Raw genomic sequence first — 22,334 nt, 5'->3', positions numbered from 1 at the left:
CCTGCGGCGTTCGCGCGAGGACTGTGACGGCGGCTCAGCCGTCGTACGGCTCCTTGTCGTTGAACAGCCGCATGCCCGGGATGGTGAGGTCGCCGCCGAACTGGCCGGCCTGCACCGCCTTGGCGTCGCTGAGGGTCAGGTCGAGCGGGATCGGCACCGCGCCCAGCAGGTCCCACAGCCACTTCGGCAGGGTGTCCGGGGTGAGCGTGATCGGGCCCAGGTCGATGGGTATCGGCAGGCCGTAGACGGCCGCCAGGTGCCCGGACAGGCTCTCCACGTACATGGTGATCGGGCCGTTGCGCATGGTGGAGGTCGATCCCTGACGGCTCTTCACGTGGAAGGTCAGGCCGGGGATCTGGATGGTCGACATGTCGAGGTTCTCGATGTCGACGCTGTCGGTGGTGAACTTCAGCACCCGCTTGGTGCCGCTCTCGGTGGTGACGTCGTAGACGCCGTTGAACACCGAGCCGTGCAGCGCCAGCCGGGTCGAGTGCAGCACCCAGTTCTGGTCCGGCACCACGTGGCCGCTCGGCGCGGCCTTGGCCGCCAGGCCCTTGGTGCTCACCAGGCAGTTCGGGTCGTCGGACGCCGAGGCGGACGGCGCGGCCGTCGGCGCCTTGGTCGACGGGGCCTTCGTGCCGCCGCCGGCCGCCGGCGCGGACGGGCCGGCCGTCTCCTGCGGCGTGGCGGGCGTCGACGGCGTGGTGGTGGGACGGCCGGTCGCCGACGGGCTCGGGGTCGCGGACGGCTTCGCGGTCGGGCTCGGCGTGGTGGGCGCGGAGGACGCGGCGTTCGGTGTGGCGGACGGGGCGGCGCTCGCGGCGGCGCCCGGGTGGATCAGGTTGTTCCACCAGTCGTCGATCACCCCGGCCTGCTGCACCCCGCCGGCCGCGGCGCCGGTGTTCGGCGTCACGTAGGTGGCGGGCTGCACGGCGGTCGAGCCGGTGAACACCGCGGGCACCGCGGCGGCACTGCCCGCGGGGGCCTGCCCGGACTGCCCGGACTGGACGGCCGCCGCCTGGCTCGCGGAGGAGTCCGGCAGCACCTTGATCTCGCTCTTCGGGACGGGCGTCTCCTTGAGCACGGTGTCCGGGCTGCTCGCGCAGCTGCCGGACTGCGGGTCCGCGGCGACCGCCAGGGTCGGCGTGTAGGCGGCGCCGACCAGCAGCGCGGTCGGCACGGCGGCGATCGCCAGCGCCCGTCCGCGCAGCCGGGACCGGATGCCCTCGCGTGGCACTGCGTGCCGCGGGCCGGGCTCGGCCTTCTCGGGGTCGGTCACGGCCGCTCCCCCTCCGGCTCGGCCACCGGCGCCGCGCCGTACTCCAGCGGCTGCGCGGCGGCGGCCTGCGCGGGCAGCGGCGCGGTCGGCGCGGCGTCCACGGGCGCGGCCGCCCCGGCGGTCTCCGGGCCGGCGGCCGGGAGCGGCTGCAGCGGCGCCCAGGAGACCAGCAGGCCGCCGGCGATCAGGCCGGGGACCAGGCCCATGCCGAAGCCGCCCAGGTTGGAGACCGGGATGGAGATCAGCGCCAGGATGGTGGTCGCCACCCCGCAGAAGATCCGCACCAGCGGCTGGAACCAGGCGGTCAGGCCGAGCACGATCAGCAGGATGCCGATGATCATCGAGCCGGCCCCGGCGGTGGTGGACATCGCCACCGTCAGGCCGCCCAGGCTGAGGTGGGCGTACGGGAAGTAGAGGATCGGGAGGCCGGCGATCATGGCCAGCAGGCCACCCCAGAACGGCCGGGTGCGCCGCCAGGCGCGGAACCCTCGCCGACCTCGGCTGGCCAAGCCGGCCGGGCCCTCGGGCCAGGCCTCGACGGTTGCGCTGGACATGGTGCGACTCCTCGATGGTGGGTCCGAGGGGAAATACGGATGGCCCCGGGTGTGCCGGGGTGCGGCCCGAGGGAACGGCGGTGCGCCGCCCCCTCGAACCGGTGGTCCGCGATCGGGCCCGTCACTGACGGGCCGTCAACTGCGGACTAGTAGCACTCGTTGGTGCCCTGGGTGATGTTCAGCTTCAGGCCCGGGAGCGTGAAGGTGCCGGCCGAGGTGGCGTACGCGGTCTGCTGGACCTTGGACAGCTCGGCGGTCTTGGCGGCCTGCGCGAAGCCCTGCGCGCCGGTCGGCAGCGAGCCGCCGTCGGCCTTCAGCTTGTCGATCGCGGAGCCCTGCAGGGTGCTGGCGTCCTGACCGATGTTGATGCTGCCGAACTTGGCGTCGGCGTTCAGCTGGTTCAGGTCGATCAGCAGCTGCTGGGCGTCGACCGGGTTCTTCGCGTCCTGGCCGGCCTTGAGGACCAGGGTCCACTTGCCGAGCGGGCCGAGGTCGGTGACGACCGACTGGCACAGGTTCTGCAGGGTGGCGTGGTCGAAGGCCGAGATGGCGACCGGGTGCGGGGTCTTGTTGGCCTCCATGTCGACGCCGCCGAACTGCGAGAAGCCCTCGCCCTTCAGCTGGTCGACGGTGACCTTGAACTGCTGGCCGGAGACCGAGAACGAGGCCGCCAGCGCGGAGTTGGCCAGCGAGACGCCGATCGCGGCGGTGGCCGCCATGCTGGGCACCATCACCAGGGCGAAGCGCTTCCAGCGGGTCTTGCCGTAAGACGTGGACATGCGAGTCCTCCTTCTAGGACGTACATCTCCGGCCGTTCCGGTGCGTCCCGCACATGGTTCGGCCCGGGATGGGAGAGAGCTACGTCCTCGGTAGCGGAGAGCGCCGGGTGCCGTGGGGACGGCGTTCGGCGATCACCCCCGAGCGACAACCGTGCGAGCGCGCGGGCTGCGCGACCGCCGAGGCCAGGAACCGCCGCGTGGGATCTGCGGTTTACCCCCCTGTCCTCACCCGGTGGGGACCCTCGTTGCGGAGGGACCGGGCGTCGCCGATCGTGCTCGAATACCGGGCCGAGCACAAGGGGTGCGTTACTGACGGGTAATCCAACAGTGAACGCCTTCGCTCAGGAGATCGAACGGCAGACTGCGGAGAGTGACGAAAACGCGGAGCCGCCGAGCCCGCGACCCCCGCAAACACCAAGGAAACACCCCTCCTCCGTCACGCAGGGCGACGAAGAAGGGGTGTTATCAAGATTTGGTAAACCTACCCGGTTTAGCCACGAAAGTCGTCAAATCCCCGACGACACCGCAGGTCACCGAACGTGTCACCCAGTGCCGTCAGAACAGCACCCGGGCCAGCGCCTGACGGGCCGCCACCGTGCGCGGGTCCTCCGGGCCGATGACCTCGAAGAGCTCCAGCAGCCGCAGTCGCGCGGTGTCCCGGTCCTCGCCGAAGGTCTTCGCCACGGTGTCCACCAGGCGGCCGAAGGCGTCCTCGACGTGACCGCCGACCAGGTCCAGGTCGGCCGCCCGCAGCTGGGCCGCCACGTCCTTCGGGTCGGCCGCGGCGTCGGTGCGCACCTGCTGCGGGTCGAGCTTCTCCACCCGCTGCAACAGCTGCGCCTGGGCCAGGCCGAGCTTCGCCTCGACGTGGCCGGGCCGGTCGCTCAGCACGTTCTGGTACGCCTGCACCGCGCCGCCCAGGTCGCCCCGGTCCAGCGCCTCGTGCGCGGCCTCCAGCGCCGGGTCGACCGGCACCCGCGGGGCCGCCGGCACGTCCGGGCCGCCGCCCGCGGCGACGCCGACGATGCCGAAGCGCTGCTCGGCGACCGCGATCAGCTGGTCCAGCACCTTGCGGACGTTCGACTCGTTCTCGGCGCCCTGGAACAGCGGCACCAGCTGGCCCGCGACCACGGCCATCACGGCCGGGATGCCCTGGATGCCGAACTGCTGGGCGATCAGCGGGTTGGCGTCCACGTCGATCTTGGCGAGCACGATCCGGCCCGCGTACTCCTCGGCGAGGCGTTCGAGGATCGGACTGAGCTGCTTGCACGGGCCGCACCACTCGGCCCAGAAGTCCACCACCACGGGGACCTCGGCCGAGCGCTGGACCACCTCCGACTCGAAGGTGTCCTCGGTGACGTCCAGCACCAGGGGGTACTCCGCGAGCGCCGGGCTCTCGCCCGTCGCCGCCTGCCGGGCCCGCTCGGCCCGGGTCTGCTCCGCCTTCTGGGCGGCCTCTCCGGCCGCCTTCACCGCGGCGAGGTCCACCGCACCGCGCAGGGCGGAGCTGTTGAGACGCGAATTCCGTGACTGCATGGCTCTATCCTCCCCCGCCGGAGCCGGTACCGGACGCCATCCGCCCGGAAATGCCGAAAGCTGGACGCCCGCCTCCCCCGGCGGAGCCCGACCGTTCGGGCGCGGATCCCCATCCGCGCCGCGCGCCCGCCCGATCCCATGGGGCAGGGCGCGTTGGTTGTCGCTCTTTCGCTACTGGTCGTAGCGTATCTGCCCCCCGGGCTCCCCCCGCAAGCCCCAACCGCCCTCCGGAAGCGTGAGCTGCCCCACTTTCCGGCCCGGGGCGGGTATCGGGCAGCGCCGCAGGTCGCTACCGTGGGGCCACCAAGTTACTTCTGAGTAAATTCGCTAGGAGGCGCGGTGGCCCCCACCACCCGGCAGCCCGCCGAGCACCCGGACCCGCCGGCCGCCGTTCCGCCGCCGCCCGCCCGCGGCAAGGGCCGCCCCCGCAGCGCCGCCGCCGACCTCGCCATCCTGGACGCCACCCGCGAGGCGCTCGCCGAACTCGGCTGGGGCGGACTCACCATGGGCGACGTCGCCCAGCGGGCCGGCGTCGCCAAGACCACCCTCTACCGGCGCTGGCCGTCCAAGAGCGAACTGGTGGTCGACGCCATCGCCAGCCTCTTCGACCAGCTGGAGTGCGCCGACCACGGCAGCCTGCAGGCCGACATCGAGGCCGTGGTCGCCCGGTTCGCCGAGCTGCTCTCCCTCCCCGAGACCCAGGCCGCGCTGCTCGCCCTGTTCGCCGAGGGCACCCGCGACCTCCACCTGCGCCGCCGTATCCGGGAGCGGATCGTCCAGCCGCAGAAGGTCCTGGTCCAGCTCGGACTGGCCAACGCCCAGGCCCGCGGCGAGATGGACCCCGAACTGGACCCGGCCGGCGCCGAGGAGGAGATCGACATCATCTTCGACACCATCGCCGGCACCGTCGAACACCGGCTGCTGGTGAGCGGCGAACCCGTCACCCCGGACTGGGTCCGCCGCTTCGCCACCCTGCTCCTCAACCCCTTCCCGGGGCTGCTGCACTGACGCCCGGTCAGCTCGGCAGCGCCAGCGCCGCCAGCCGCTCCGGGTCGCCCAGCACGTCGATCTGCGCCACCCGGCCCTCCACCACGGTGAACGCCATCACCGACACCGGCCGGCCGTCCACCACCGTCAGCACGCCGTAGGCGCCGTTCACCAGCACCAGCCGCGCGTACGGCGCCAGCGCCCGGAAGCCGGCCGCCGAGGACGCGATCGCCGCGCCGCCCCGCAGCACCCGGGACAGCTCCACCAGCGCGCCGCCGTCCGACCGCAGCACCGCGTCCGGGGCCAGCACCCGTACCAGGCCCTCGAAGTCGCCCTCCCGGGCGGCCGACAGGAACGCCTCCACCGCGCCGCGCTGCGCCACCGGATCGCGGTCCGGCACCGGCGCCCGCTCCTTCACCCGCCGGCGCGCCCGGCTCGCCGACTGCCGCACCGCCGCCGGGGACTTCTCCAGCAGCGGCGCGATCTCCTCGAACGGCACCGCGAACAGGTCGTGCAGCACGAACGCCAGCCGCTCGGCCGGGCCCAGCGTCCCCAGCACCACCTGCAGCGCCATCCCGACCCGGTCGCCCAGCAGCGCCGCCGCCTCCGGGTCGTCCCGCTCCGGCGCGGCCAGCACCGGGTCCGGCACCTGGGTGTCCAGCTCCTCCTCCCGGCGCCGGTCCCGGCTGCGCAGCTCGTTCAGGCACACCCGGGAGACCACCGTGGTCAGCCAGCCGCCGAGGTTCTCCACCTCCTCCGCGTGCCGGTCCAGCCGCAGCCACGCCTCCTGCACCGCGTCCTCGGCCTCCCCCAGCGAGCCCAGCATCCGGTACGCCACCGCCCGCAGCCTGGGCCGCTGCTCCTCGAACCGCTCCGCGAGAAGAGTTCCCCCACTCATCTGTCACATCCCTTTCCCGGTCGGGGTCAACGCAGCAGACACCCACTGTGGCAGCACGGAACGGAGCACCCCTCATGAACATCCTCGTCACCGGCGGCACCGGCACCCTCGGCACCCTCGTCGTCCCCGAGCTGCTCGCCGCGGGCCGCACCGTCCGCGTCCTCAGCCGGCACGACCGCCCCGCGACCGACGGCGTCCAGTACGTCCGCGGCGACCTGATCGCCGGCAGCGGCCTCACCGAGGCCCTCGACGGCATCGACACCGTCCTGCACCTCGCCGGCGGCGCGAAGGGCGACGACACGGCGGCCCGGCACCTGGCCGACGCGATGGCCCTGGCGGGCGGCGTCCGGCACGTGGTGATGGTCTCGGTGATCGGCGCCGACACCATGCCGCTCGGCTGGTTCCGCGCCAAGCGGGACGCGGAACGGGCGATCGCCGACAGCGGCGTGCCCTGGACGGTGCTGCGGGCCGCCCAGTTCCACACCCTCGTCCGCACCATGGCCGGCAAGCTCGCCAAGCTCCCCGTGGTGCCCGACCCGCGCGGCCTGCGCTTCGAACCCGTCGACCCCCGCGAGGTCGCCGACCGCCTGCTCGCCCTGACCCTCGGCGCCCCGGCCGGGCTCGTCCCCGACCTCGCCGGCCCCCGCGCCTACACCTTCGCGGACCTGCTCCGCACCGTCCGCCGCCGCCCGGCCCTCCCGCTCCCCCTCGCGGGCCCGGGCGCGATGCGCGGCACCCGCACCTGGGAGGAGTTCCTGGCCGAGCACTGAGAAGCCCCGAGCGGGGCGCGAAAACGCCGGCACGCGCGAACCCGGGGCGCGGGGAACTGCGCGACAGGCGCACACCACATCCGCAAGGCCGCGATCACGTGCAGGTCGTTGTCCTGCGTCGCGAACTTGGCGGTGGGGTGCCTTCCGCCTCGCGCAGTTCCCCGCGCCCCTGGATTCGCCCTGCTCGGCCCGGCTAGAAGCTCGCGTTCTCGCGGTAGGTGCCCCACTCGTCGCGCAGCGCGTGGCAGATCTCGCCGAGCGTCGCCTCCGCGCGGACCGCCCGGAGCATCGGCTCGATCATGTTGGCGCCGGAGCGGGCCGCGTCGAGCATGGCGTCCAGCCCGGCCCGGACGGCGGCCTCGTCGCGCCGCGCCTTGCGCTCGCCGAGCACCCGCACCTGCTCGCGTTCGACCTCGTGGCTGACCCGGAGGATCTCCAGCTCGGGGGTGACGCTGCGGGGGTGGCAGTTGACGCCGACGACCCGCTTGTCGCCCTTCTCGACGCCCTGCTGGTAGCGGAACGCGGCCTCCGCGATCTCGCCGGTGAACCAGCCCTCCTCGATGCCGCGCAGGATGCCGGAGGTCATCGGGCCGATCGGGTGCTCGGCGCTGCCCTTGTCGAGGATGCGCCGGAAGATCTCCTCGACCTGCGCCTCGATCTTGTCGGTGAGCGCCTCGACGTACCAGGAGCCGCCGAGCGGGTCGGCGACGTTGGTGACGCCGGTCTCCTCCATGATCACCTGCTGGGTGCGCAGCGCGATCTCGGCGGCCTGCTCGCTGGGGAGCGCGAGGGTCTCGTCGAGGGCGTTGGTGTGCAGCGAGTTGGTGCCGCCGAGGACGGCCGAGAGCGCCTCGACCGCGGTGCGGACCACGTTGTTGTAGGGCTGCTGCGCGGTGAGCGAGACGCCGGCGGTCTGGGTGTGGAAGCGCAGCCACTGCGCCTTGTCGGTCTTGGCGCCGAAGTGGTCGCGCATCCAGCGGGCCCAGATGCGGCGGGCGGCGCGGAACTTGGCGATCTCCTCGAAGAAGTCGAGGTGGGCGTCGAAGAAGAAGGACAGGCCGGGGGCGAAGACGTCCACGTCGAGGCCGCGGGAGAGGCCGAGTTCGACGTAGGCGAGGCCGTCGGCGAGGGTGTAGGCGAGTTCCTGGGCGGCGGTGGCTCCGGCCTCGCGGATGTGGTAGCCGGAGACCGAGAGCGGCTTGTAGGCGGGGATGCCCTTGGCGCAGTGCTCCATCAGGTCGCCGATCAGGCGCAGGTGGGGCTCGGGGGCGAACAGCCACTCCTTCTGCGCGATGTACTCCTTGAAGATGTCGGTCTGCAGGGTGCCGTTGAGGACGGCGGGGTCGACGCCCTGGCGTTCGGCGGCGACCAGGTACATGCAGAAGATCGGGACGGCGGGGCCCGAGATGGTCATCGAGGTGGTGACCTCGCCGAGCGGGATGCTGTTGAACAGCACCTCCATGTCGGCGGCGGAGTCGATGGCGACGCCGCAGTGGCCGACCTCGCCGAGGGAGCGGGCGTCGTCGGAGTCGTAGCCCATCAGGGTGGGCATGTCGAAGGCGACGGAGAGGCCGCCGCCGCCGGCCTCCAGGATCATCCGGTAGCGCTCGTTGGTCTGCTCGGCGTTGCCGAAGCCGGCGAACTGCCGGATGGTCCAGGCGCGGCCGCGGTAGCCGGTGGGGTGCAGGCCGCGGGTGAAGGGGTACTCGCCGGGCCAGCCGATCCGCTCGAAGCCCTCGACCTCCTGGCCGGCCGGCGGGCCGTAGACGGGCTCCACGGTCTCGCCGCTCAGCGTGGTGAAGTCGGCGTCGCGCTTGCGCGCCTTGTCGTACCGCTGCTGCCAGCGCTGCCGGCCGGCTTCGATCTGCTCGGCGTCCATCGGCTCCGACTCCGCTCCGTGCGGCCGCCCCGGTGGGTGGACGGCACAACTACTTGGATGTCCTACTAATTTACTCGGACGTCCTACTACCTGTCGATGGCCGTCCCCCCGGACGCGCCCCGGACATGCGAAGGGCGCCCCTCCCGTTTCGGGAGGGGCGCCCGGCAGAGTCGGTGCGGCGGGGCCGTCAGGCGGTGGCCGGCTCCGCGGCGATCAGCGGGGCGACGTCGCGGCTGACCTTGCGCTCGACGAAGAACACGGCGGTGGGAATGGTGCCGGCCAGCAGGACCCAGGCGAGCTTGCCGATCGGCCACTTGGCCTTGGTGCCGAGGTCGAAGGCGAGCACCAGGTAGACGACGTACAGCCAGCCGTGCGCGATGCCGACGGCGGTGGTGAAGCCCGCGGCGCCCGACATGTCCAGGGCGTACTTGGCGATCACCCCGACGGTGAGCAGGATCAGGAGGACGCCGGTGATGTAGGCCATGGCACGGTAGCGGGTCAGCACACTCTGCTTCATGGCATCGAGGGTAACCGGCCCTACGCCCGTTCCCGGCCGGGGCCCTCCTGGTGCGGCAGGTCGAAGTCGCCGGCGGCGACCCGCAGCGGGCGCAGCAGGTCGAACACCTCGCGGCAGGCGTCCTCGTCGTAGCCCTCCAGGCCGAATTCGACGGCCATCAGCTCGCGGGTGGCGCGTTCGACGACCTCGCGGCCGCGGTCGGTGATGGCGGCGAGGACGCCGCGGCCGTCGAGCGGGTTGGGGCGGCGGGCGACGAGTCCGGCGCGCTCCAGGCGGTCGACGGTGTTGGTGACGCTGGTCGGGTGGACCATCAGCCGCTCGCCGATCTTGGACAGCGGGAGCTCGCCGGAGCGGCTGAAGGTGAGCAGCACCAGGGCCTCGTAGCGGGCGAAGGTCAGGCCGTAGGGCTTGACCACGGCGTCGACCCGGGAGAGCAGGATCTGGTGGGCGCGCATCACCGAGGTGATCGCCGCCATGGCCGGCACGCTGCCCCAGCGACGGGTCCAGAGCTCGTCGGCGCGGGCGATCGGGTCGAAGTCGAGGGCGAGGGGCTTGGGCACGCCCCCACCGTACCCGCGGGGCGGGACGGGGGTAGCAGGTGTCCACGATGGTGGACAAGGCCCGCTTGTTGGCGGGATCGCGCCAAACAGACAACCGCCGGGGCGCGGCGGCCTTTTACACCGCATATTCCGTCACTATTCAGTGAAAGCACGGGAGTTGGGCCGCATCCCAGTCCGCACGGCGTGGTTCGCAGTGAAACCTCCGATTTCCTGACCGTTCCATTGCCGGGGCGCTGGCGAGAGTTTGCCAATAGTTGCCGGGGTGCTGTTCCGGGATTTGAACCGTTGTCATGCTTCTGCCCAGCCCCGTTCGACGCAGCCGGCCCCACCCCACCGGCGACCGTCGCCTGACCGCACGGAGCTGCACGTCAGCACCCGTCTCCGCCCCAGCAGGCACTGACCCCCGGTGCCCCGGAACGAGGTGCGAACCGCGCTTGCGGTTGATCCGGAAGGAACCCGTACGTGAAGCGAAAGCTCGCTGTCGGAGCCGTTCTCTCTGCCTCGGCCCTGCTGGCCGGTGCGATCCAGGTGAGTGCCGGGATCGCACAGGCCGCCCCGAACCCGGCCGCCGCCCAGAACTCCGCGGGCCAGCACCGCGGTGAACTGCTGGCGCTGGCCGCCGCGCAGGCCCCCTCCGCCGCAAAGGCCCTGGGCCTGGGCGCCCAGGAGAAGCTGGTGGTCAAGGACGCCATCGTCGACGCCGACGGCACCCGCCACCTCCGCTACGAGCGCACCTACGACGGGCTTCCCGTGCTCGGCGGCGACCTGGTCGTGCACCAGGACGCCAAGGGCAAGGTCAAGTCCTCCGACAAGGCCGTCGCCGGCACCCTGGCGCCCGCCTCGCTGAGCCCGAAGCTGACGGCCGCTCAGGCCGCGAGCAAGGCGACCGGCGCGGTGCAGTCCACCGTCGGCATATCCAAGGACGCCGACGAGGCCGCCCTCACCTCCGTCACCGGTGCCAGCGGCAACGCCGAGCTGGTCATCTGGGCCGCCGACGGCGCCCCGCGCCTGGCCTACCGCACCACCGTCGAGGGCATGCGCGCCGACGGCACCCCGAGCCGCCAGCTGCTGGTCACCGACGCCGACAGCGGCGCGGTCCTGTCCGCCCACGAGGAGGTGCAGACCGCCAACGCGACCGGCACCGGCAACGGCGTCTTCGTCGGCAGCGTCTCGCTGACCACCACGCTGTCCGGCAGCACCTACACGCTGAAGGACGCCACCCGCGGCGGCCAGTACACCTCGACCCTGGCCGGCAAGACCTCCGGCAAGGGCACGGTCTACTCGAAGACCACCAACACCTGGGGCTCCGGCGCCGCCTCCAACGGCGAGTCCGCGGCCGTGGACGCCCAGTACGGCGCGGCCGTCACCTGGGACTTCTACAAGAACACCTTCGGCCGCAGCGGCATCCGCAACGACGGTGTCGGCGCGTACAGCCGGGTCCACTACGGCAGCAACTACGTCAACGCGTTCTGGGACGACAGCTGCTTCTGCATGACCTACGGCGACGGCTCGGGCAACACCCACCCGCTGACCGAACTGGACGTCTCCGGCCACGAGATGAGCCACGGCGTCACCTCCAACACCGCCGGCCTGAACTACTCGGGCGAGTCCGGCGGCCTGAACGAGGCGACCTCGGACATCTTCGGCTCGATGGTGGAGTTCTACGCCAACCTGTCGAAGGACGTGCCGGACTACCTGATCGGCGAGCTGATCAACATCAACGGCAACGGCACGCCGCTGCGCTACATGGACAAGCCCTCCAAGGACGGCGCGTCCGCGGACTACTGGTCCTCCACGGTCGGCAACAAGGACGTCCACTACTCGTCCGGCGTCGCCAACCACTTCTTCTACCTGCTGGCCGAGGGCAGCGGCGCGAAGACCATCAACGGCGTCAGCTACAACTCGCCGACCTACAACGGCGCCGCCGTCACCGGCATCGGGCGGGCCCAGGCCACCCAGATCTGGTACCGGGCGCTGACGGTCTACATGACCTCCACCACCAACTACAAGGCCGCGCGCACCGCGACCCTGAACGCGGCGAAGGACCTGTACGGCTCCGGCTCGACCCAGTACAACGCGGTCGCGGCCGCCTGGACCGGCGTCAACGTCAGCTGACCCCCACCGGGTAGCGCACAAAGCCCGCGGCGGTCGGGCCTCTCACGAGGAGGCCCGACCGCCGCGCACCACGTTCCGCCGTCAGGCGGTCGCCGGCTCCGCGGCGTCCAACTCACCGCGCTCCTCCTTGGCCAGCATCCGCTCGGCGAAGAAGCCGCCGGTGGGCAGCACCGACAGCACGAACAGCACCAGCGCGCGCTTCGGCTCCCAGCGGCGGGCCTGGTACGCCAGCACCAGGAAGATCACGTACAGCACGAACAGCGCGCCGTGGATCGCGCCCATCACCGGGACGCCGTTGAAGCTGGTGGTGCGCTTCAGCACCGAGCAGACCAGCAGCAGGATGAACGACAGGCCCTCGGGCCCGGAGACCAGGCGCAGGCGGTGGACGGCGGCGATGCTCTTCACGGGGATTCCTCACAGGGCACGGCGGGCGGCTGGGCTTGTGAACGGATGCACAAACCAGGCCTATTATCACCGACCCGCCTCCTGAGCCGACCCCGGACCCCCTATCCTGCTGTGCTGCGCGCGGCCTGACCGCCAGGCCCGCGGACCGACGGGGGAAGCACACCATGCGGAAACGAGACTGGGACCGGCACACCTGTGCCCGGCGCGGCCACATCACCTACGCGCCCGACGAGACCGACCTGCGCGAGCGGCTGCACGCCGCCACCGCCCTCGGCACCGCCTGGCGCTGCCTGCGCTGCGGCGACTTCGCACTCGGCGAGCCGCACGGCTCCGGCCCCGCCGAGGACGCCCCGCTGGTGCCCCGGGGCAAGGCCCTGCGCGACCTGTTCATCCTGCGCTTCCTCGCCGTCGAGCGGCTGCTGCGCGGGCTGCTGATCGTGGTCGCGGCCTGGGCGGTGTGGAAGTTCTCCAACAGCCAGGACGCGGTCCGCCGGATCTTCGACGAGAACCTCACCGTCTTCAAGCCGGTCACCGACCACTTCCACTACGACCTCGACCACTCGCCGATCGTCGACACCATCCGCAAGACCTTCGAGTACCGGCACAACACGCTGGTCTACGTCGCCGTCGCGCTGGTCGTCTACGCGCTGATCGAGATCGTCGAGGCGTTCGGCCTGTGGTGGGGGCACCGCTGGGCCGAGTACCTGACCGTGGTCGCCACCGCCATGTTCCTGCCCCTGGAGGGCTACGAACTGAGCGAGCACGTCAGCGCGTTGAAGATCTGCACGCTGCTGCTGAACATCGCCGCGGTGCTCTGGATCATGCTCTCCAAGCGGCTGTTCGGCCTGCGCGGCGGCCGCGCCGCCTTCGAGGCCGAGCGCCACTCCGCCTCGCTGCTGGAGGTCGAGACCTCCGCGGGGGCGCTCCCGCAGGCCGCCTGACGCCGCGTCCGATGTCCGGGTTTCGTACCGAACGGGTACCAGCCCGCCCCGGCCCCCTCCCCACACCGGGGCGGGGGCCGCTACATTCCCGGACGTGGCACAGTTCCGACTCCAGGGGTCAAAGGTCCTCGCCGTCGATCTCGCCGGGGACACCGTCAAGGCACGCAACGGCTCGATGGTCGCCTACACCGGACAGATGGGCTTCAAGAAGCTCTCCGGTGGCGGCGACGGCCTGCGCGGCATGGTCACCCGCCGGCTCACCGGCGAGCGCATGGAGGTCATGGAGGTGAAGGGGCAGGGCACCTGCTTCTTCGCCGACCAGGCCACCGAGATCAATCTGGTCCGGCTGAACGGCGAGACGCTGTTCGTCGAGTCCGACAACCTGCTCTGCACCGAGGCGACGCTGCGCACCGGCACCTCCTTCACCGGCCTGAACGGCATGGCGAGCGGCAACGGCCTGTTCACCACCAAGGTCGAGGGCCAGGGCTGGGCCGCCGTCACCTCGCGCGGCCCGGCGGTGATCCTGCGGGTCGCCCAGGGCCTGCCGCTGCGCGTCGACCCGGGCGCGTACGTCGCCCACACCGGCAACCTGAACCGCGCCCTCAAGTCCGGCGCCGGCTGGACCACGCTGATCGGCGAGGGCGGCGGCGAGGCCATGCAGGTCGAGTTCACCGGCGAGGGCCTGGTGTACGTCCAGCCCTCCGAGCGCCTGACCTTCGGAGGCGACGCCTGATGGCCTTCACCCGGATCAACAACAAGATGGTGTCGGCGCAGATCGTGCCCGGCCAGCGGGTCCTGTCCCAGCGCGGCTCGATGCTCGGCTACACCGGCGAGGTCACCTTCCAGCCCAACCTGATGGGCGGTCAGGGCGGCGTCATGTCGATGATCGGCCGCCGGGTCGCCAACGAGGACACCCCGCTGATGACCGTCGAGGGCCACGGCACCGTGATGTTCGGCCACGGCGGGCACCACGTCCACGTCATCGACCTGGTCGGCGACACCCTGTACGTCGAGGCGGACCGGCTGCTCGCCTTCGAGGGCAGCCTCCAGCAGTCCACCATGTTCATGGGCCAGCAGGGCGGCCTGATGGGCGTGGTCCGCGGCCAGGTCACCGGCCAGGGCCTGTTCACCACCCAGCTCAGCGGAAAGGGCGCGGTCGCGGTGATGGCCCACGGCGGCGTCGTCGAACTCCCCATCTCCCCCGGCCTCCCCGTCCACGTCGACCCGCAGGCCTACGTCGCGCACCGCGGCCAGGTCACCAACAAGCTCTCCAGCGCCCTCGGTTGGCGCGACATGATCGGACGCGGCTCCGGCGAGGCCTTCCAGCTCGAACTCTCCGGACAGGGCATGGTGTACGTGCAGGCCAGCGAGGTGAAGCTCTGATGTCCTACCCCCCGCAGCCCAACAACCCGTACGGCCAGCAGCCGCCGCCGTACCCGCCGCAGGCCCCGCCGCCCGGGTACTCCCAGCAGCAGTACCAGCAGTCGTACCAGGCCACCCAGGTCGGCATGCCGGCCCCCCAGCTCCCGCCGCCGGGCGGGCAGTTCGGGGCGCCGCTGCTCCAGGCGCCCGGCGGCGAGGGCCCGCAGGTCTGGGACCCGCACTCGCTGCCCGCCGACGACAACGTCAACCCGTACTGCTTCTCGGTCGACCTGAACGGCGCGTACTACCTGCAGAAGGGCAAGATGATCGCCTACTACGGCGAGATGCGCTTCTCCGGGATCGGCCGCGGCGTCCTCGACCGGGTCCTCGAACAGAACTTCAACTCCCCGCTGCACGCCTCCGACTGGGTGGTCGCCGAGGGCCGCGGCAAGCTGCTGCTCGCCGACCGCGCGTACGACCTCAACTCGTACGACCTGGAGGACGGCAACCTGACGGTCCGTTCGGGCAACCTGCTGGCCTTCGAACCCAGCCTGCGGCTCAAGCAGTCGATCATCCCCGGCTTCCTCACCCTGATCGGCACCGGCAAGTTCGTCGCCGCCTCCAACGGCCCCGTGCACTTCGTCGAACCCCCGATCCGGGTCGACCCGCAGGCCCTGGTCGGCTGGGCCGACTGCCCCGCCCCCTGCCACCACTACGACCACAGCTACCTGCACGGCGTCCTCGGCGGCATCCGGCACCTCACCGGGATCGGCGGCGCGAGCGGCGAGGAGCACCAGTACGAGTTCATCGGCGCCGGCCAGGTGCTGATGCAGTCCTCCGAGGCGCTCATGGCGGAGCGGTCCGTCGGCGTCGTCGGCGAACAGTCCGGCGTCCCGCACCAGCAGCCCGCCCAGGCCGTCCCGGGCCTCGGCAACCTGGGCAACCTCGGCGACCTCGGCCGCCGCTTCGGGCTGTAGCGCGAGACCGGGAGCGCACCGACCGGGGGCCCCGCGCCCCTGGTCGTGCACCCGCTGTCCGTGCGCTCCCCTACAGCGCCGTGAACGTCACCGGCAGGGAGACCAGGGCCCGGTGGACCGGCCCCGGGCGCCAGAGGATCTCGTCCGCCGGGACGGCGAGCCGGAGGTCGGTGAGGCGGCTGATGAGGTACTCGATCGCGGTGACGGCCATCAGCACGGCGGGCTGCCTCGCGGGGCAGCGGTGCGGGCCGGCGCCCCAGGCGAGGTGCGCGTAGGAGCCGCCGAGCGACTCGCTCTCGTTCGCGGGCAGTGCGGCCTGCGCGTTCGCGGAGGCGTAGGAGACCAGCACGGGCTGGTCGGGTCCGAGTGCGGTGCCGTGGAAGACGATGTTCCGCCGGGCGTAGTGCGGGGCGAAGTTGGACAGCGGGGGGTCGTTCCAGAGCACTTCGTTGACCGCGTCGTGCGCGGTCATCGCGCCGCTGTGCAGCGAGCCGGCGTAGCGGTCGTCGGAGAGCATCCGCAGCAGCGCGTTGGCGGTGAGGTTGGCGGTGGGTTCGTGGCCGGCCATCAGGGTCAGCGTGATGTGCCGGACGACTTCCTCGTCGGCGAGTCGCGCCGGGTGGTTGAGGAAGGCGGAGATCAGGTCGTGCCGGGGTGCGGCGCGGCGTTCGGCGACCAGGCCGGTGATGACGGCGACCAGGTCGGCGTACGCGGCGGCGGCGCCGGTGGAGGATTCGAAGGAGCGGTAGATCGCGGAGCTGATCCGGTCGATGTCCTGGTCGGGGACGCCGTACCAGGAGGTGAGGATCAGCAGCGGGACGCGGTAGGCGTACTGGCCGAGCAGGTCGGCCTTGCCGGTGCCGGCGAATTCGGCGATGAGCTGTTCGGCGACGGCGGTGGTGTCGCGTTGCAGCAGGTGGGGTTCGAGGATGCCGATGCTGTCGGTGATGACCTGCCGGTAGCGGGCGTGCGCGGCGCCGTCGGAGAACAGCGCGGTGGGGCGCCAGCCCATCATCGGCAGGATCGGCGAGTCGGCGGGCTGGGTGGCCTGCCAGGCGCGCGGGTCGCGGGTCCAGGTGTCGGTGTCGCGGAGGATCTCCAGGGCGACGTGGTAGTCGGTGACCAGCCAGGCGTCGATGCCGGGGGCGAGTTCGACGGGGGCGAGCGGTCCGCGGTCGCGCAGCCGGGCGTAGTGGTCGTGCGGCCGGGCGGCGAACTGCGGGCCGTAGAGGGCGGTGCGGGTCATGGGGCGGTCTCCTGGGGGAGGCGGTCCAGGACGTGCTCGGTGAGGGCGATCAGGGCGTCCAGGCAGCCTTCGCGTTCCCGGGCGTCGCATTCGATCAGCGGGGTCGCGGGGTCGAGGTCGAGCGCGGCGCGGATCTTGTCGAGTTCGATCGGCGGGGTGTCGGGGAAGCGGTTGACGGCGACGGCGTAGGGCAGGCCGGCTTCCTCGATGAGGTCCATGGCGTCGAAGGCGTCGGCGAGCCGGCGGGTGTCGGCGAGGACGAGCGCGCCGAGGGCGCCGCGGGCGAGGTCCTCCCAGAGCGGGAGGAAGCGGCGCTGGCCGGGGGTGCCGAAGAGGTAGAGGACGAGGTCGCCGCCGGGCAGGGTGAGCCGTCCGAAGTCGACGGCGACGGTGGTGGCGGTCTTGCCGGGGATCCGGGCGGTGTCGTCGACCGGGATGCCCTGGGCGGTCATGGTCTCCTCGGTGTGCAGCGTCGGGATCTCCGACAGTGAGCGCACGAAGGTGGTCTTCCCGACGCCGAACGGCCCGGTGACCATGAGTTTCATCAGGATCGGGTCGGTGGCGGGCAGGTACACAGGCCTGCTGCCCGTGCTACTTGAGGGCGCGAAGTCCACTGAGGAGCCTTTCGGCGAGGTCCCGGTTGACCGGCTGGGCGGAGGGGATCGGCGCGCGCACCTGGAGGGCGCCGCGCTCGGCCAGGTCGGCGGCGATGAAGATCGTCGCGCTGACCGGGAGCCGGAGGTGGGCGGCCGCCTCGGCGACGGTCAGTGCGCCGGGGCGGACGAGTTCCCATAACTGGCGGTGTTCGCCGCCGAGGCCGGCCGGGAGGTCGGCCGCGGCGTGCAGGATGCTGAGCCGGTCCAGGGTCTGCCGGCCGGGGGCGAGTTCGCGGCCCTGGGTGGCGAGGTAGGCCGGGACGAGCCGGCGGCGGGGCCCGCTGGGTGTGGTCATGTCCCGCTCGCCTCCCGGGCGGGGCTGGCGAGTGCTCTGGCGAGCGCGGCGACCTGGACCTGCATCTGGTAGGCGATGGTGCCGAGGTCGGCGCCGGGGATCGCGAACACCGCGAGCGAGGAGTTGGCGCCGGCCGGGGTGACGACGGCGTAGCCGAGGTCGGACTCGACGACGGTCTGGGTGAGCCGGACCTGCTCGGCCTCGGTGAAGGCGACGGTGAAGGCGCGGGCGGCGGCGTGCAGCGAGGCGGTCATCGCGGCGACCCGGTCGGCGTTGTCGCGGCCGAGGTCGGCGGAGTGGCCGGTGACCAGGCCGTCGCCGGTGGCGATGACGGCGTTCTGCACGCCGGGCAGGTCGAGCAGCGGGGTGAGGACCCAGGAGAGGTCCTCGGTGTGGCGGCGGAGCTGGGCGGTCACGGGGTTTCGACTCCTTCGGGTGCGGCGGGTCCTTCGGGGCCCGGGCTCGTGTGGGCGGCGCTGCGGCCGGCGAGCGTGCCGGACTGCAGGGCGGACCATGCGGAGCGGGCCCGGTCGGGGGTGCTGCCCGCCGGGGACGGGAGGGGGGACGGCGCGTCCTGCTGCGGGACGCGCGGGCTGCGGCGCTTGCGGGTGGGCAGCGCGTCGCCCGCGTCGAACACCGGTGTGGTCTGGGTGATCGGACGGGGGGCGAGCGCGGAGAGCGGGGCGGCCGGGTCGGTCAGGGTGAGCAGGTCGGCGGGCAGCCGGAGGATCGCCCGGACGCCGCCGTAGGGGGACGGTTCGACCCGGCAGCCGAAGCCGAACTGCCGGCAGAGCAGGCCGACGACGGCGAAGCCGGCCTGCGGCGGGTCGCCGAGTTCGGTGAGCAGGACCTCGGCCTGGCCGTCGAGCAGGTCGCCGGCCCGTTCCAGCTGGTCGGGTTCCATGCCGACGCCCATGTCGTCGACCACCACTAGGGCGCCGGCGCTGCCCTGTTCGATGGAGACCACCACCCGGGTCTCGGGGTGCGAGTAGGCGGTGGCGTTGCCGAGGATCTCGGCGAGCGCGATGGCGACCGGCTCGGCGGCGCGGGCGGCCACCGCGAGGCGGGGTTCGCGCAGGTGGTTGGTGATCTCGATGCGGGCGTAGCCGGCCACCCGGGACTGGGCGCCGACGCAGAGTTCGGCGAGCGGCGAGTCCTCCCGGGTCATGCCGGGCCAGGCGCCGGAGAGGACCGCGAGGGACTGGACCCGGCGCAGCGTCAGTTCGTTGCGGAAGTCGAGGGCCAGCAGGCGCGGGTCGTCGACGCTGAGCTGGATCTCCTCCAGCAGCGAGCGGACCTGGATCAGCAGGGCCTGGATCTTGGACGCGGCGCCGCGCAGCGCGGCCCGGGCGGCGGCGTCGGTGCGCTCGCGCTCGGCGAGCACGGCCCGGACGGCGGCGGTGAGCGCGGTGTCCAGGGCGTGGTGGAGCTCGTCGGTGCCGCCGGTGGTGTCGAGCGGTCCGGGGACGGGCGTTCTGGGGTGGTTGAGCGCGGTGGCCGCGGCGGGGATCCGCTCGTGCGCGAGGTGGCCGAGTTCGCGCACCGCGGCGGCGTACCGGGCGTCGGCGACGGTGCGGTGGGCCTCGGCGGCGCGGGCCTCGGTGTCGGCGCCGTGGGCGCGGTCCTCGGCGTCGTCGGCGCGGGCGGTGGCGGTGCGGGCCCGGTTGTCGGCGTCGGCGGCGCGGCGTTCGGCGGCGGCGCAGCGCTGCTCGGCGTCGGCGGCGCGCTGTTCGGCGGCGCGGGCGGTGTGGGCGGCGCGCCGGGCGGACCACAGCAGCGGTCCTGCGGTCAGGGCGGCGCCGGCCAGCAGGGCGAGCACGATCACGACCATGGGGTCCTCGGGGGGTGTCGTCGTCGCGGGTCGGGGGTCAGACGGTGCTGGCGGCGTTGTCGGCGCCGTGTTGCCGGGCGAGGCCGGCCATCCGGCCGAAGACCTCCAGCATGGCGGGCGGCTCGCTGCCGTCGAGGTGCCGGTACTCGGTGGCGATGGTGACCAGCAGCCGCTCGGGCAGGCCGAGTTCGGGGTAGCGGCGTTCGTCGATGACGGTCTGCGCGGCGTCGGCGACCGGGACGCCGGCGGCGTGCAGGGCGTGCGCGCGGTCGCGGACGTGGCCGAGGTACTCGGCGTGGGCGCGCAGGTCGTAGCGGGTGAGCAGCGGGCCGTGGCCGGGGACGATGGTCTCGGCGCCGGTGGCGAGGACGCGTTCGACGGCGGCGATGACGTTGCCGAGCGGGCCGGCCCAGTGCACGGGGTGGTCGCCGGGCTGGGTGGCGGTGGAGCCGAACACGATGTCGCCGGTGAACACGGTGGAGCGGGTGGGCAGGTGGACGATCAGGTCGCCGCTGGTGTGGGCCGGCGGGAGGCTGCTGACCTGCACCGGGATGTCGCCGACGCGGAGTTCGAGCTCGCCGGTGAAGACGGTGTCGGGCTGGATCGCCGGGGTGTCGGACCAGTCGAAGCAGCCGAAGTGCTCGTGCAGGTAGGAGCCGGTGTCACTGGCCGGGTCGAGGGTCTTCAGCAGGGAGTGCTGCTGCTCGGGGGTCGGCTCGTAGGCGATGTGGTGCAGCGCCTCGTGGGTGGTGATGAGTTCGGCGTCGGGGAGGACGCCGGCGCCCCACATGTGGTCGCCGTTGGCGTGGGTGACGAGGATGCGGTCGACGGTGACGCCCTTGCGGAGCACGGCGCGGGTGCGGTCCAGGAACTGGCCGGCCAGCTTCCGGTCGTACGGGGTGTCGATCCACAGCGCGGTGGTGTCGGACGCGACCAGGCCGCAGTTGGCCAGGCCCCATCCGCGCTGCTGGGGCTGCCAGGCGTACACGCCGTCGGCTATCGAATGGAAGTTCGCGCTCCGCGTCGTCATGGGCGCGATTATGCCTAACATGCCGTCACCATCCGACTGCACCCCGCAAATTGAGCATGCCCGTTTCAATTCGGCCAGGCGGGAGGGCGGTTGTGCGGATACGGAGCGATCGGTCCGACGGGGGTCGGACCTTTACCTCCGACTGCCGGTTGTGAACTCGTACAACATTGAACAACCTCGGCTATACTCGGACGCATGGATACTCCTGTGACCGAAGCGCCTGCGGTCCCCTCCTCCCGCCCGGAGGAGGAGGTCCCGTGGCTCGACGCGCGTGAGCAGCGGTTCTGGCGCGCCCACCTGGAGGTCGGGAAGCTGCTCGAACACCAGCTGAGCCGGGAACTGCAGGCCCACAACCTCGCCATCAACGACTACGAGATCCTCGTGGTGCTCTCCGAGTCCCCCGAGCGGCGGATGCGGATGACCGACCTGGCCACCGCCACCCTGCAGTCCAAGAGCCGCCTCTCCCACCAGATCACCCGGATGGAGACGGCCGGCCTGGTGCTGCGCCAGGAGTGCCCCGGCGACCGCCGCGGCCTCTACGCGCACCTGACCGACCTCGGCTGGGAGACGCTGCGCAAGGTCGCCCCCGACCACGTGCGCAGCGTCCGCGAGCACTTCGTCGACCGCCTCACCGACGAGCAGCTGGACGCCATGTACAGCGCCCTCGCCCCGATCGTCGAGCACCTGCGGGGGCTGCGCGGCCGGAGCTGAACCGCCCCGCTCAGCCGGTCAGTTCGGCGACCAGCCGGTCCGCGGCGGAGTACGGGTCGAGGGTGCCCTCGGCGACCTGACCGGCCAGCGCGTCCAGGTGCCGGTCGCCGCGCAGGTCGCCGATCCGGGCGCGCAGCGCGGCCAGCGTGATCGCCTCGACCTCCTGGGCGGCCCGGCGGCGGCGGCGGACGGCGAGCTCGCCCGTCTCGGCCAGCCAGCCGTGGTGCTTCTCCAGCGCCTCGACCAGCTCGTCCACGCCCTCGCCGCGGGCGGCCACGGTCTTCACGATCGGCGGCCGCCAGTCGCCGGGCTGCCGGGACTCGCCGAGGCCCAGCATGTGGTTCAGCTCCCGGGCGGTGGCGTCCGCGCCGTCCCGGTCGGCCTTGTTGACCACGAACACGTCGCCGATCTCCAGGATGCCCGCCTTGGCGGCCTGGATGCCGTCGCCCATGCCGGGGGCCAGCAGCACCACCGAGGTGTCGGCCTGCGCGGCGATCTCCACCTCGGACTGGCCGACGCCGACGGTCTCCACCAGGATCACGTCGCAGCCCGCCCCGTCCAGCACCCGCAGCGCCTGCGGGGCCGCCCAGGACAGGCCGCCGAGGTGGCCGCGGGTGGCCATCGAGCGGATGAACACCTCCGGGTCGGTGGCGTGCTCCTGCATCCGCACCCGGTCGCCGAGCAGCGCCCCGCCGGAGAACGGCGAGGACGGGTCGACGGCGAGCACCCCGACCCGCTTGCCGAGCCGGCGGTAGGCGCTCACCAGCGCGGAGGTCGAGGTGGACTTGCCCACCCCGGGCGAGCCGGTCAGGCCCACCGTGTACGCCCGCCCGCTGTACGGGGCCAGCGCGGCCATCACCTCGCGCAGCTCCGGGGCGGCGTTCTCCACCAGGGTGATCAGCCGGGCCACCGCCCGGGGGCGGCCCTGCCGGGCCTGCTCGACCAGCGTCGCCACATCGGCCATCGGGTTGCTCCTCGCAGCACAGAACTCAAGGCAGAAAGACGG

Annotated in this window: 24 protein-coding genes; 8 read left to right on the top strand and 16 right to left on the bottom strand. The window is 72.5% G+C overall.

Going from position 1 to position 22,334, the window contains the following annotated elements; translation table 11 throughout:
* Positions 1 to 34: 34 nt before the first annotated feature.
* From KCH_RS23980 to KCH_RS23965, 4 genes are all read right to left on the bottom strand, one after another.
* Complete coding sequence (locus tag KCH_RS23980) at positions 35 to 1,279, bottom strand: hypothetical protein (RefSeq protein WP_035866289.1); 1,245 nt, start codon at positions 1,277 to 1,279, stop codon at positions 35 to 37.
* Entirely contained in the window at positions 1,276 to 1,833 is a 558-nt protein-coding gene (locus KCH_RS23975) for a DUF6114 domain-containing protein (RefSeq protein WP_035866286.1), read from the bottom strand. Before KCH_RS23975 ends, KCH_RS23980 begins: the two co-directional genes overlap by 4 nt.
* A gap of 146 nt (positions 1,834 to 1,979) precedes the next feature.
* On the bottom strand, positions 1,980 to 2,612 hold the full coding sequence (locus tag KCH_RS23970) for a DUF6230 family protein (protein WP_035866283.1): 633 nt from the start codon (positions 2,610 to 2,612) through the stop codon (positions 1,980 to 1,982).
* A gap of 555 nt (positions 2,613 to 3,167) precedes the next feature.
* Complete coding sequence (locus KCH_RS23965; protein ID WP_084223895.1) at positions 3,168 to 4,148, bottom strand: tetratricopeptide repeat protein; 981 nt, start codon at positions 4,146 to 4,148, stop codon at positions 3,168 to 3,170.
* Positions 4,149 to 4,487: 339 nt separating this feature from the next.
* Here KCH_RS23965 and KCH_RS23960 point away from each other — a divergent pair, with 339 nt between their 5' ends.
* Positions 4,488 to 5,156 (top strand): TetR/AcrR family transcriptional regulator, encoded by a 669-nt coding sequence (locus tag KCH_RS23960; RefSeq protein WP_035866282.1) that lies wholly within the window; start codon positions 4,488 to 4,490, stop codon positions 5,154 to 5,156.
* Positions 5,157 to 5,163: 7 nt separating this feature from the next.
* Here the strand turns inward: KCH_RS23960 and KCH_RS23955 are convergent, their stop codons facing one another.
* The gene (locus KCH_RS23955) at positions 5,164 to 6,033 is read right to left on the bottom strand and encodes a sigma-70 family RNA polymerase sigma factor (protein WP_035866280.1); all 870 of its coding nucleotides are present in this window, start codon (positions 6,031 to 6,033) and stop codon (positions 5,164 to 5,166) included.
* Positions 6,034 to 6,107: 74 nt separating this feature from the next.
* Between KCH_RS23955 and KCH_RS23950 the strand changes: the two genes are divergently transcribed.
* Entirely contained in the window at positions 6,108 to 6,803 is a 696-nt protein-coding gene (locus tag KCH_RS23950; RefSeq protein ID WP_035866278.1) for an SDR family oxidoreductase, read from the top strand.
* 193 nt (positions 6,804 to 6,996) lie between these two features.
* Here KCH_RS23950 and icmA read toward each other — a convergent pair whose 3' ends face one another.
* The 3 genes from icmA to KCH_RS23935 all read right to left on the bottom strand — a co-directional run bounded on the left by icmA (position 6,997) and on the right by KCH_RS23935 (position 9,759).
* On the bottom strand, positions 6,997 to 8,682 hold the full coding sequence (gene icmA / locus KCH_RS23945; protein ID WP_035866273.1) for a coenzyme B12-dependent isobutyryl-CoA mutase large subunit: 1,686 nt from the start codon (positions 8,680 to 8,682) through the stop codon (positions 6,997 to 6,999).
* 187 nt (positions 8,683 to 8,869) lie between these two features.
* Positions 8,870 to 9,199 carry a DUF3817 domain-containing protein gene (locus tag KCH_RS23940; protein ID WP_035866271.1) on the bottom strand — a complete coding sequence of 110 codons (330 nt, stop codon included), beginning with the start codon at positions 9,197 to 9,199 and terminating at the stop codon, positions 8,870 to 8,872.
* A gap of 20 nt (positions 9,200 to 9,219) precedes the next feature.
* The gene (locus KCH_RS23935) at positions 9,220 to 9,759 is read right to left on the bottom strand and encodes a MarR family winged helix-turn-helix transcriptional regulator (RefSeq protein ID WP_035866268.1); all 540 of its coding nucleotides are present in this window, start codon (positions 9,757 to 9,759) and stop codon (positions 9,220 to 9,222) included.
* A 462-nt stretch (positions 9,760 to 10,221) separates the two neighbouring features.
* Here KCH_RS23935 and KCH_RS23930 point away from each other — a divergent pair, with 462 nt between their 5' ends.
* Positions 10,222 to 11,874: a M4 family metallopeptidase gene (locus tag KCH_RS23930; RefSeq protein ID WP_035866266.1), complete on the top strand. Its 1,653-nt coding sequence runs from the start codon at positions 10,222 to 10,224 to the stop codon at positions 11,872 to 11,874.
* A gap of 81 nt (positions 11,875 to 11,955) precedes the next feature.
* Here the strand turns inward: KCH_RS23930 and KCH_RS23925 are convergent, their stop codons facing one another.
* Positions 11,956 to 12,285 (bottom strand): DUF3817 domain-containing protein, encoded by a 330-nt coding sequence (locus KCH_RS23925; RefSeq protein WP_035866264.1) that lies wholly within the window; start codon positions 12,283 to 12,285, stop codon positions 11,956 to 11,958.
* Positions 12,286 to 12,443: 158 nt separating this feature from the next.
* Between KCH_RS23925 and KCH_RS23920 the strand changes: the two genes are divergently transcribed.
* The 4 genes from KCH_RS23920 to KCH_RS23905 all read left to right on the top strand — a co-directional run bounded on the left by KCH_RS23920 (position 12,444) and on the right by KCH_RS23905 (position 15,559).
* Complete coding sequence (locus KCH_RS23920; RefSeq protein WP_035866262.1) at positions 12,444 to 13,220, top strand: DUF2127 domain-containing protein; 777 nt, start codon at positions 12,444 to 12,446, stop codon at positions 13,218 to 13,220.
* 94 nt (positions 13,221 to 13,314) lie between these two features.
* Positions 13,315 to 13,953: an AIM24 family protein gene (locus KCH_RS23915; RefSeq protein WP_035866260.1), complete on the top strand. Its 639-nt coding sequence runs from the start codon at positions 13,315 to 13,317 to the stop codon at positions 13,951 to 13,953.
* Positions 13,953 to 14,603 carry an AIM24 family protein gene (locus tag KCH_RS23910; RefSeq protein ID WP_035866258.1) on the top strand — a complete coding sequence of 217 codons (651 nt, stop codon included), beginning with the start codon at positions 13,953 to 13,955 and terminating at the stop codon, positions 14,601 to 14,603. Before KCH_RS23915 ends, KCH_RS23910 begins: the two co-directional genes overlap by 1 nt.
* On the top strand, positions 14,603 to 15,559 hold the full coding sequence (locus tag KCH_RS23905; protein ID WP_244305412.1) for an AIM24 family protein: 957 nt from the start codon (positions 14,603 to 14,605) through the stop codon (positions 15,557 to 15,559). Before KCH_RS23910 ends, KCH_RS23905 begins: the two co-directional genes overlap by 1 nt.
* 70 nt (positions 15,560 to 15,629) lie before the next feature.
* On the opposite strand, the gene KCH_RS23900 is transcribed toward KCH_RS23905, so the two are convergent.
* From KCH_RS23900 to KCH_RS23875, 6 genes are read right to left on the bottom strand one after another with little or no spacing between them, the layout of a single operon-like run.
* Entirely contained in the window at positions 15,630 to 16,805 is a 1,176-nt protein-coding gene (locus tag KCH_RS23900) for a cytochrome P450 family protein (RefSeq protein WP_035866244.1), read from the bottom strand.
* A complete protein-coding gene (locus tag KCH_RS23895; protein WP_035866241.1) occupies positions 16,802 to 17,419 on the bottom strand; it encodes a GTP-binding protein in 618 nt (205 codons plus the stop codon). The genes KCH_RS23900 and KCH_RS23895 overlap by 4 nt, the downstream gene beginning before the upstream one ends.
* Positions 17,397 to 17,756 (bottom strand): DUF742 domain-containing protein, encoded by a 360-nt coding sequence (locus KCH_RS23890; RefSeq protein ID WP_035866238.1) that lies wholly within the window; start codon positions 17,754 to 17,756, stop codon positions 17,397 to 17,399. The genes KCH_RS23895 and KCH_RS23890 overlap by 23 nt, the downstream gene beginning before the upstream one ends.
* Positions 17,753 to 18,172, bottom strand: a complete 420-nt coding sequence (locus KCH_RS23885) for a roadblock/LC7 domain-containing protein (RefSeq protein ID WP_035866235.1) — start codon at positions 18,170 to 18,172, stop codon at positions 17,753 to 17,755. The genes KCH_RS23890 and KCH_RS23885 overlap by 4 nt, the downstream gene beginning before the upstream one ends.
* Complete coding sequence (locus tag KCH_RS23880; protein WP_051653400.1) at positions 18,169 to 19,587, bottom strand: ATP-binding protein; 1,419 nt, start codon at positions 19,585 to 19,587, stop codon at positions 18,169 to 18,171. The genes KCH_RS23885 and KCH_RS23880 overlap by 4 nt, the downstream gene beginning before the upstream one ends.
* Positions 19,588 to 19,624: 37 nt before the next feature.
* On the bottom strand, positions 19,625 to 20,617 hold the full coding sequence (locus KCH_RS23875; protein ID WP_035866231.1) for an MBL fold metallo-hydrolase: 993 nt from the start codon (positions 20,615 to 20,617) through the stop codon (positions 19,625 to 19,627).
* 195 nt (positions 20,618 to 20,812) lie between these two features.
* Here KCH_RS23875 and KCH_RS23870 point away from each other — a divergent pair, with 195 nt between their 5' ends.
* The gene (locus KCH_RS23870; RefSeq protein WP_035866229.1) at positions 20,813 to 21,328 is read left to right on the top strand and encodes a MarR family winged helix-turn-helix transcriptional regulator; all 516 of its coding nucleotides are present in this window, start codon (positions 20,813 to 20,815) and stop codon (positions 21,326 to 21,328) included.
* Between the two features lie 10 nt (positions 21,329 to 21,338).
* Here the strand turns inward: KCH_RS23870 and meaB are convergent, their stop codons facing one another.
* The gene (meaB, locus tag KCH_RS23865) at positions 21,339 to 22,292 is read right to left on the bottom strand and encodes a methylmalonyl Co-A mutase-associated GTPase MeaB (RefSeq protein ID WP_035866226.1); all 954 of its coding nucleotides are present in this window, start codon (positions 22,290 to 22,292) and stop codon (positions 21,339 to 21,341) included.
* Positions 22,293 to 22,334 lie beyond the last annotated feature (42 nt).

The sequence above is a fragment of the Kitasatospora cheerisanensis KCTC 2395 genome, from assembly GCF_000696185.1.
In the GTDB taxonomy this organism is placed as follows: Bacteria; Actinomycetota; Actinomycetes; order Streptomycetales; family Streptomycetaceae; genus Kitasatospora; species Kitasatospora cheerisanensis.
This window is presented reverse-complemented; position numbering and strand designations above follow the sequence as displayed.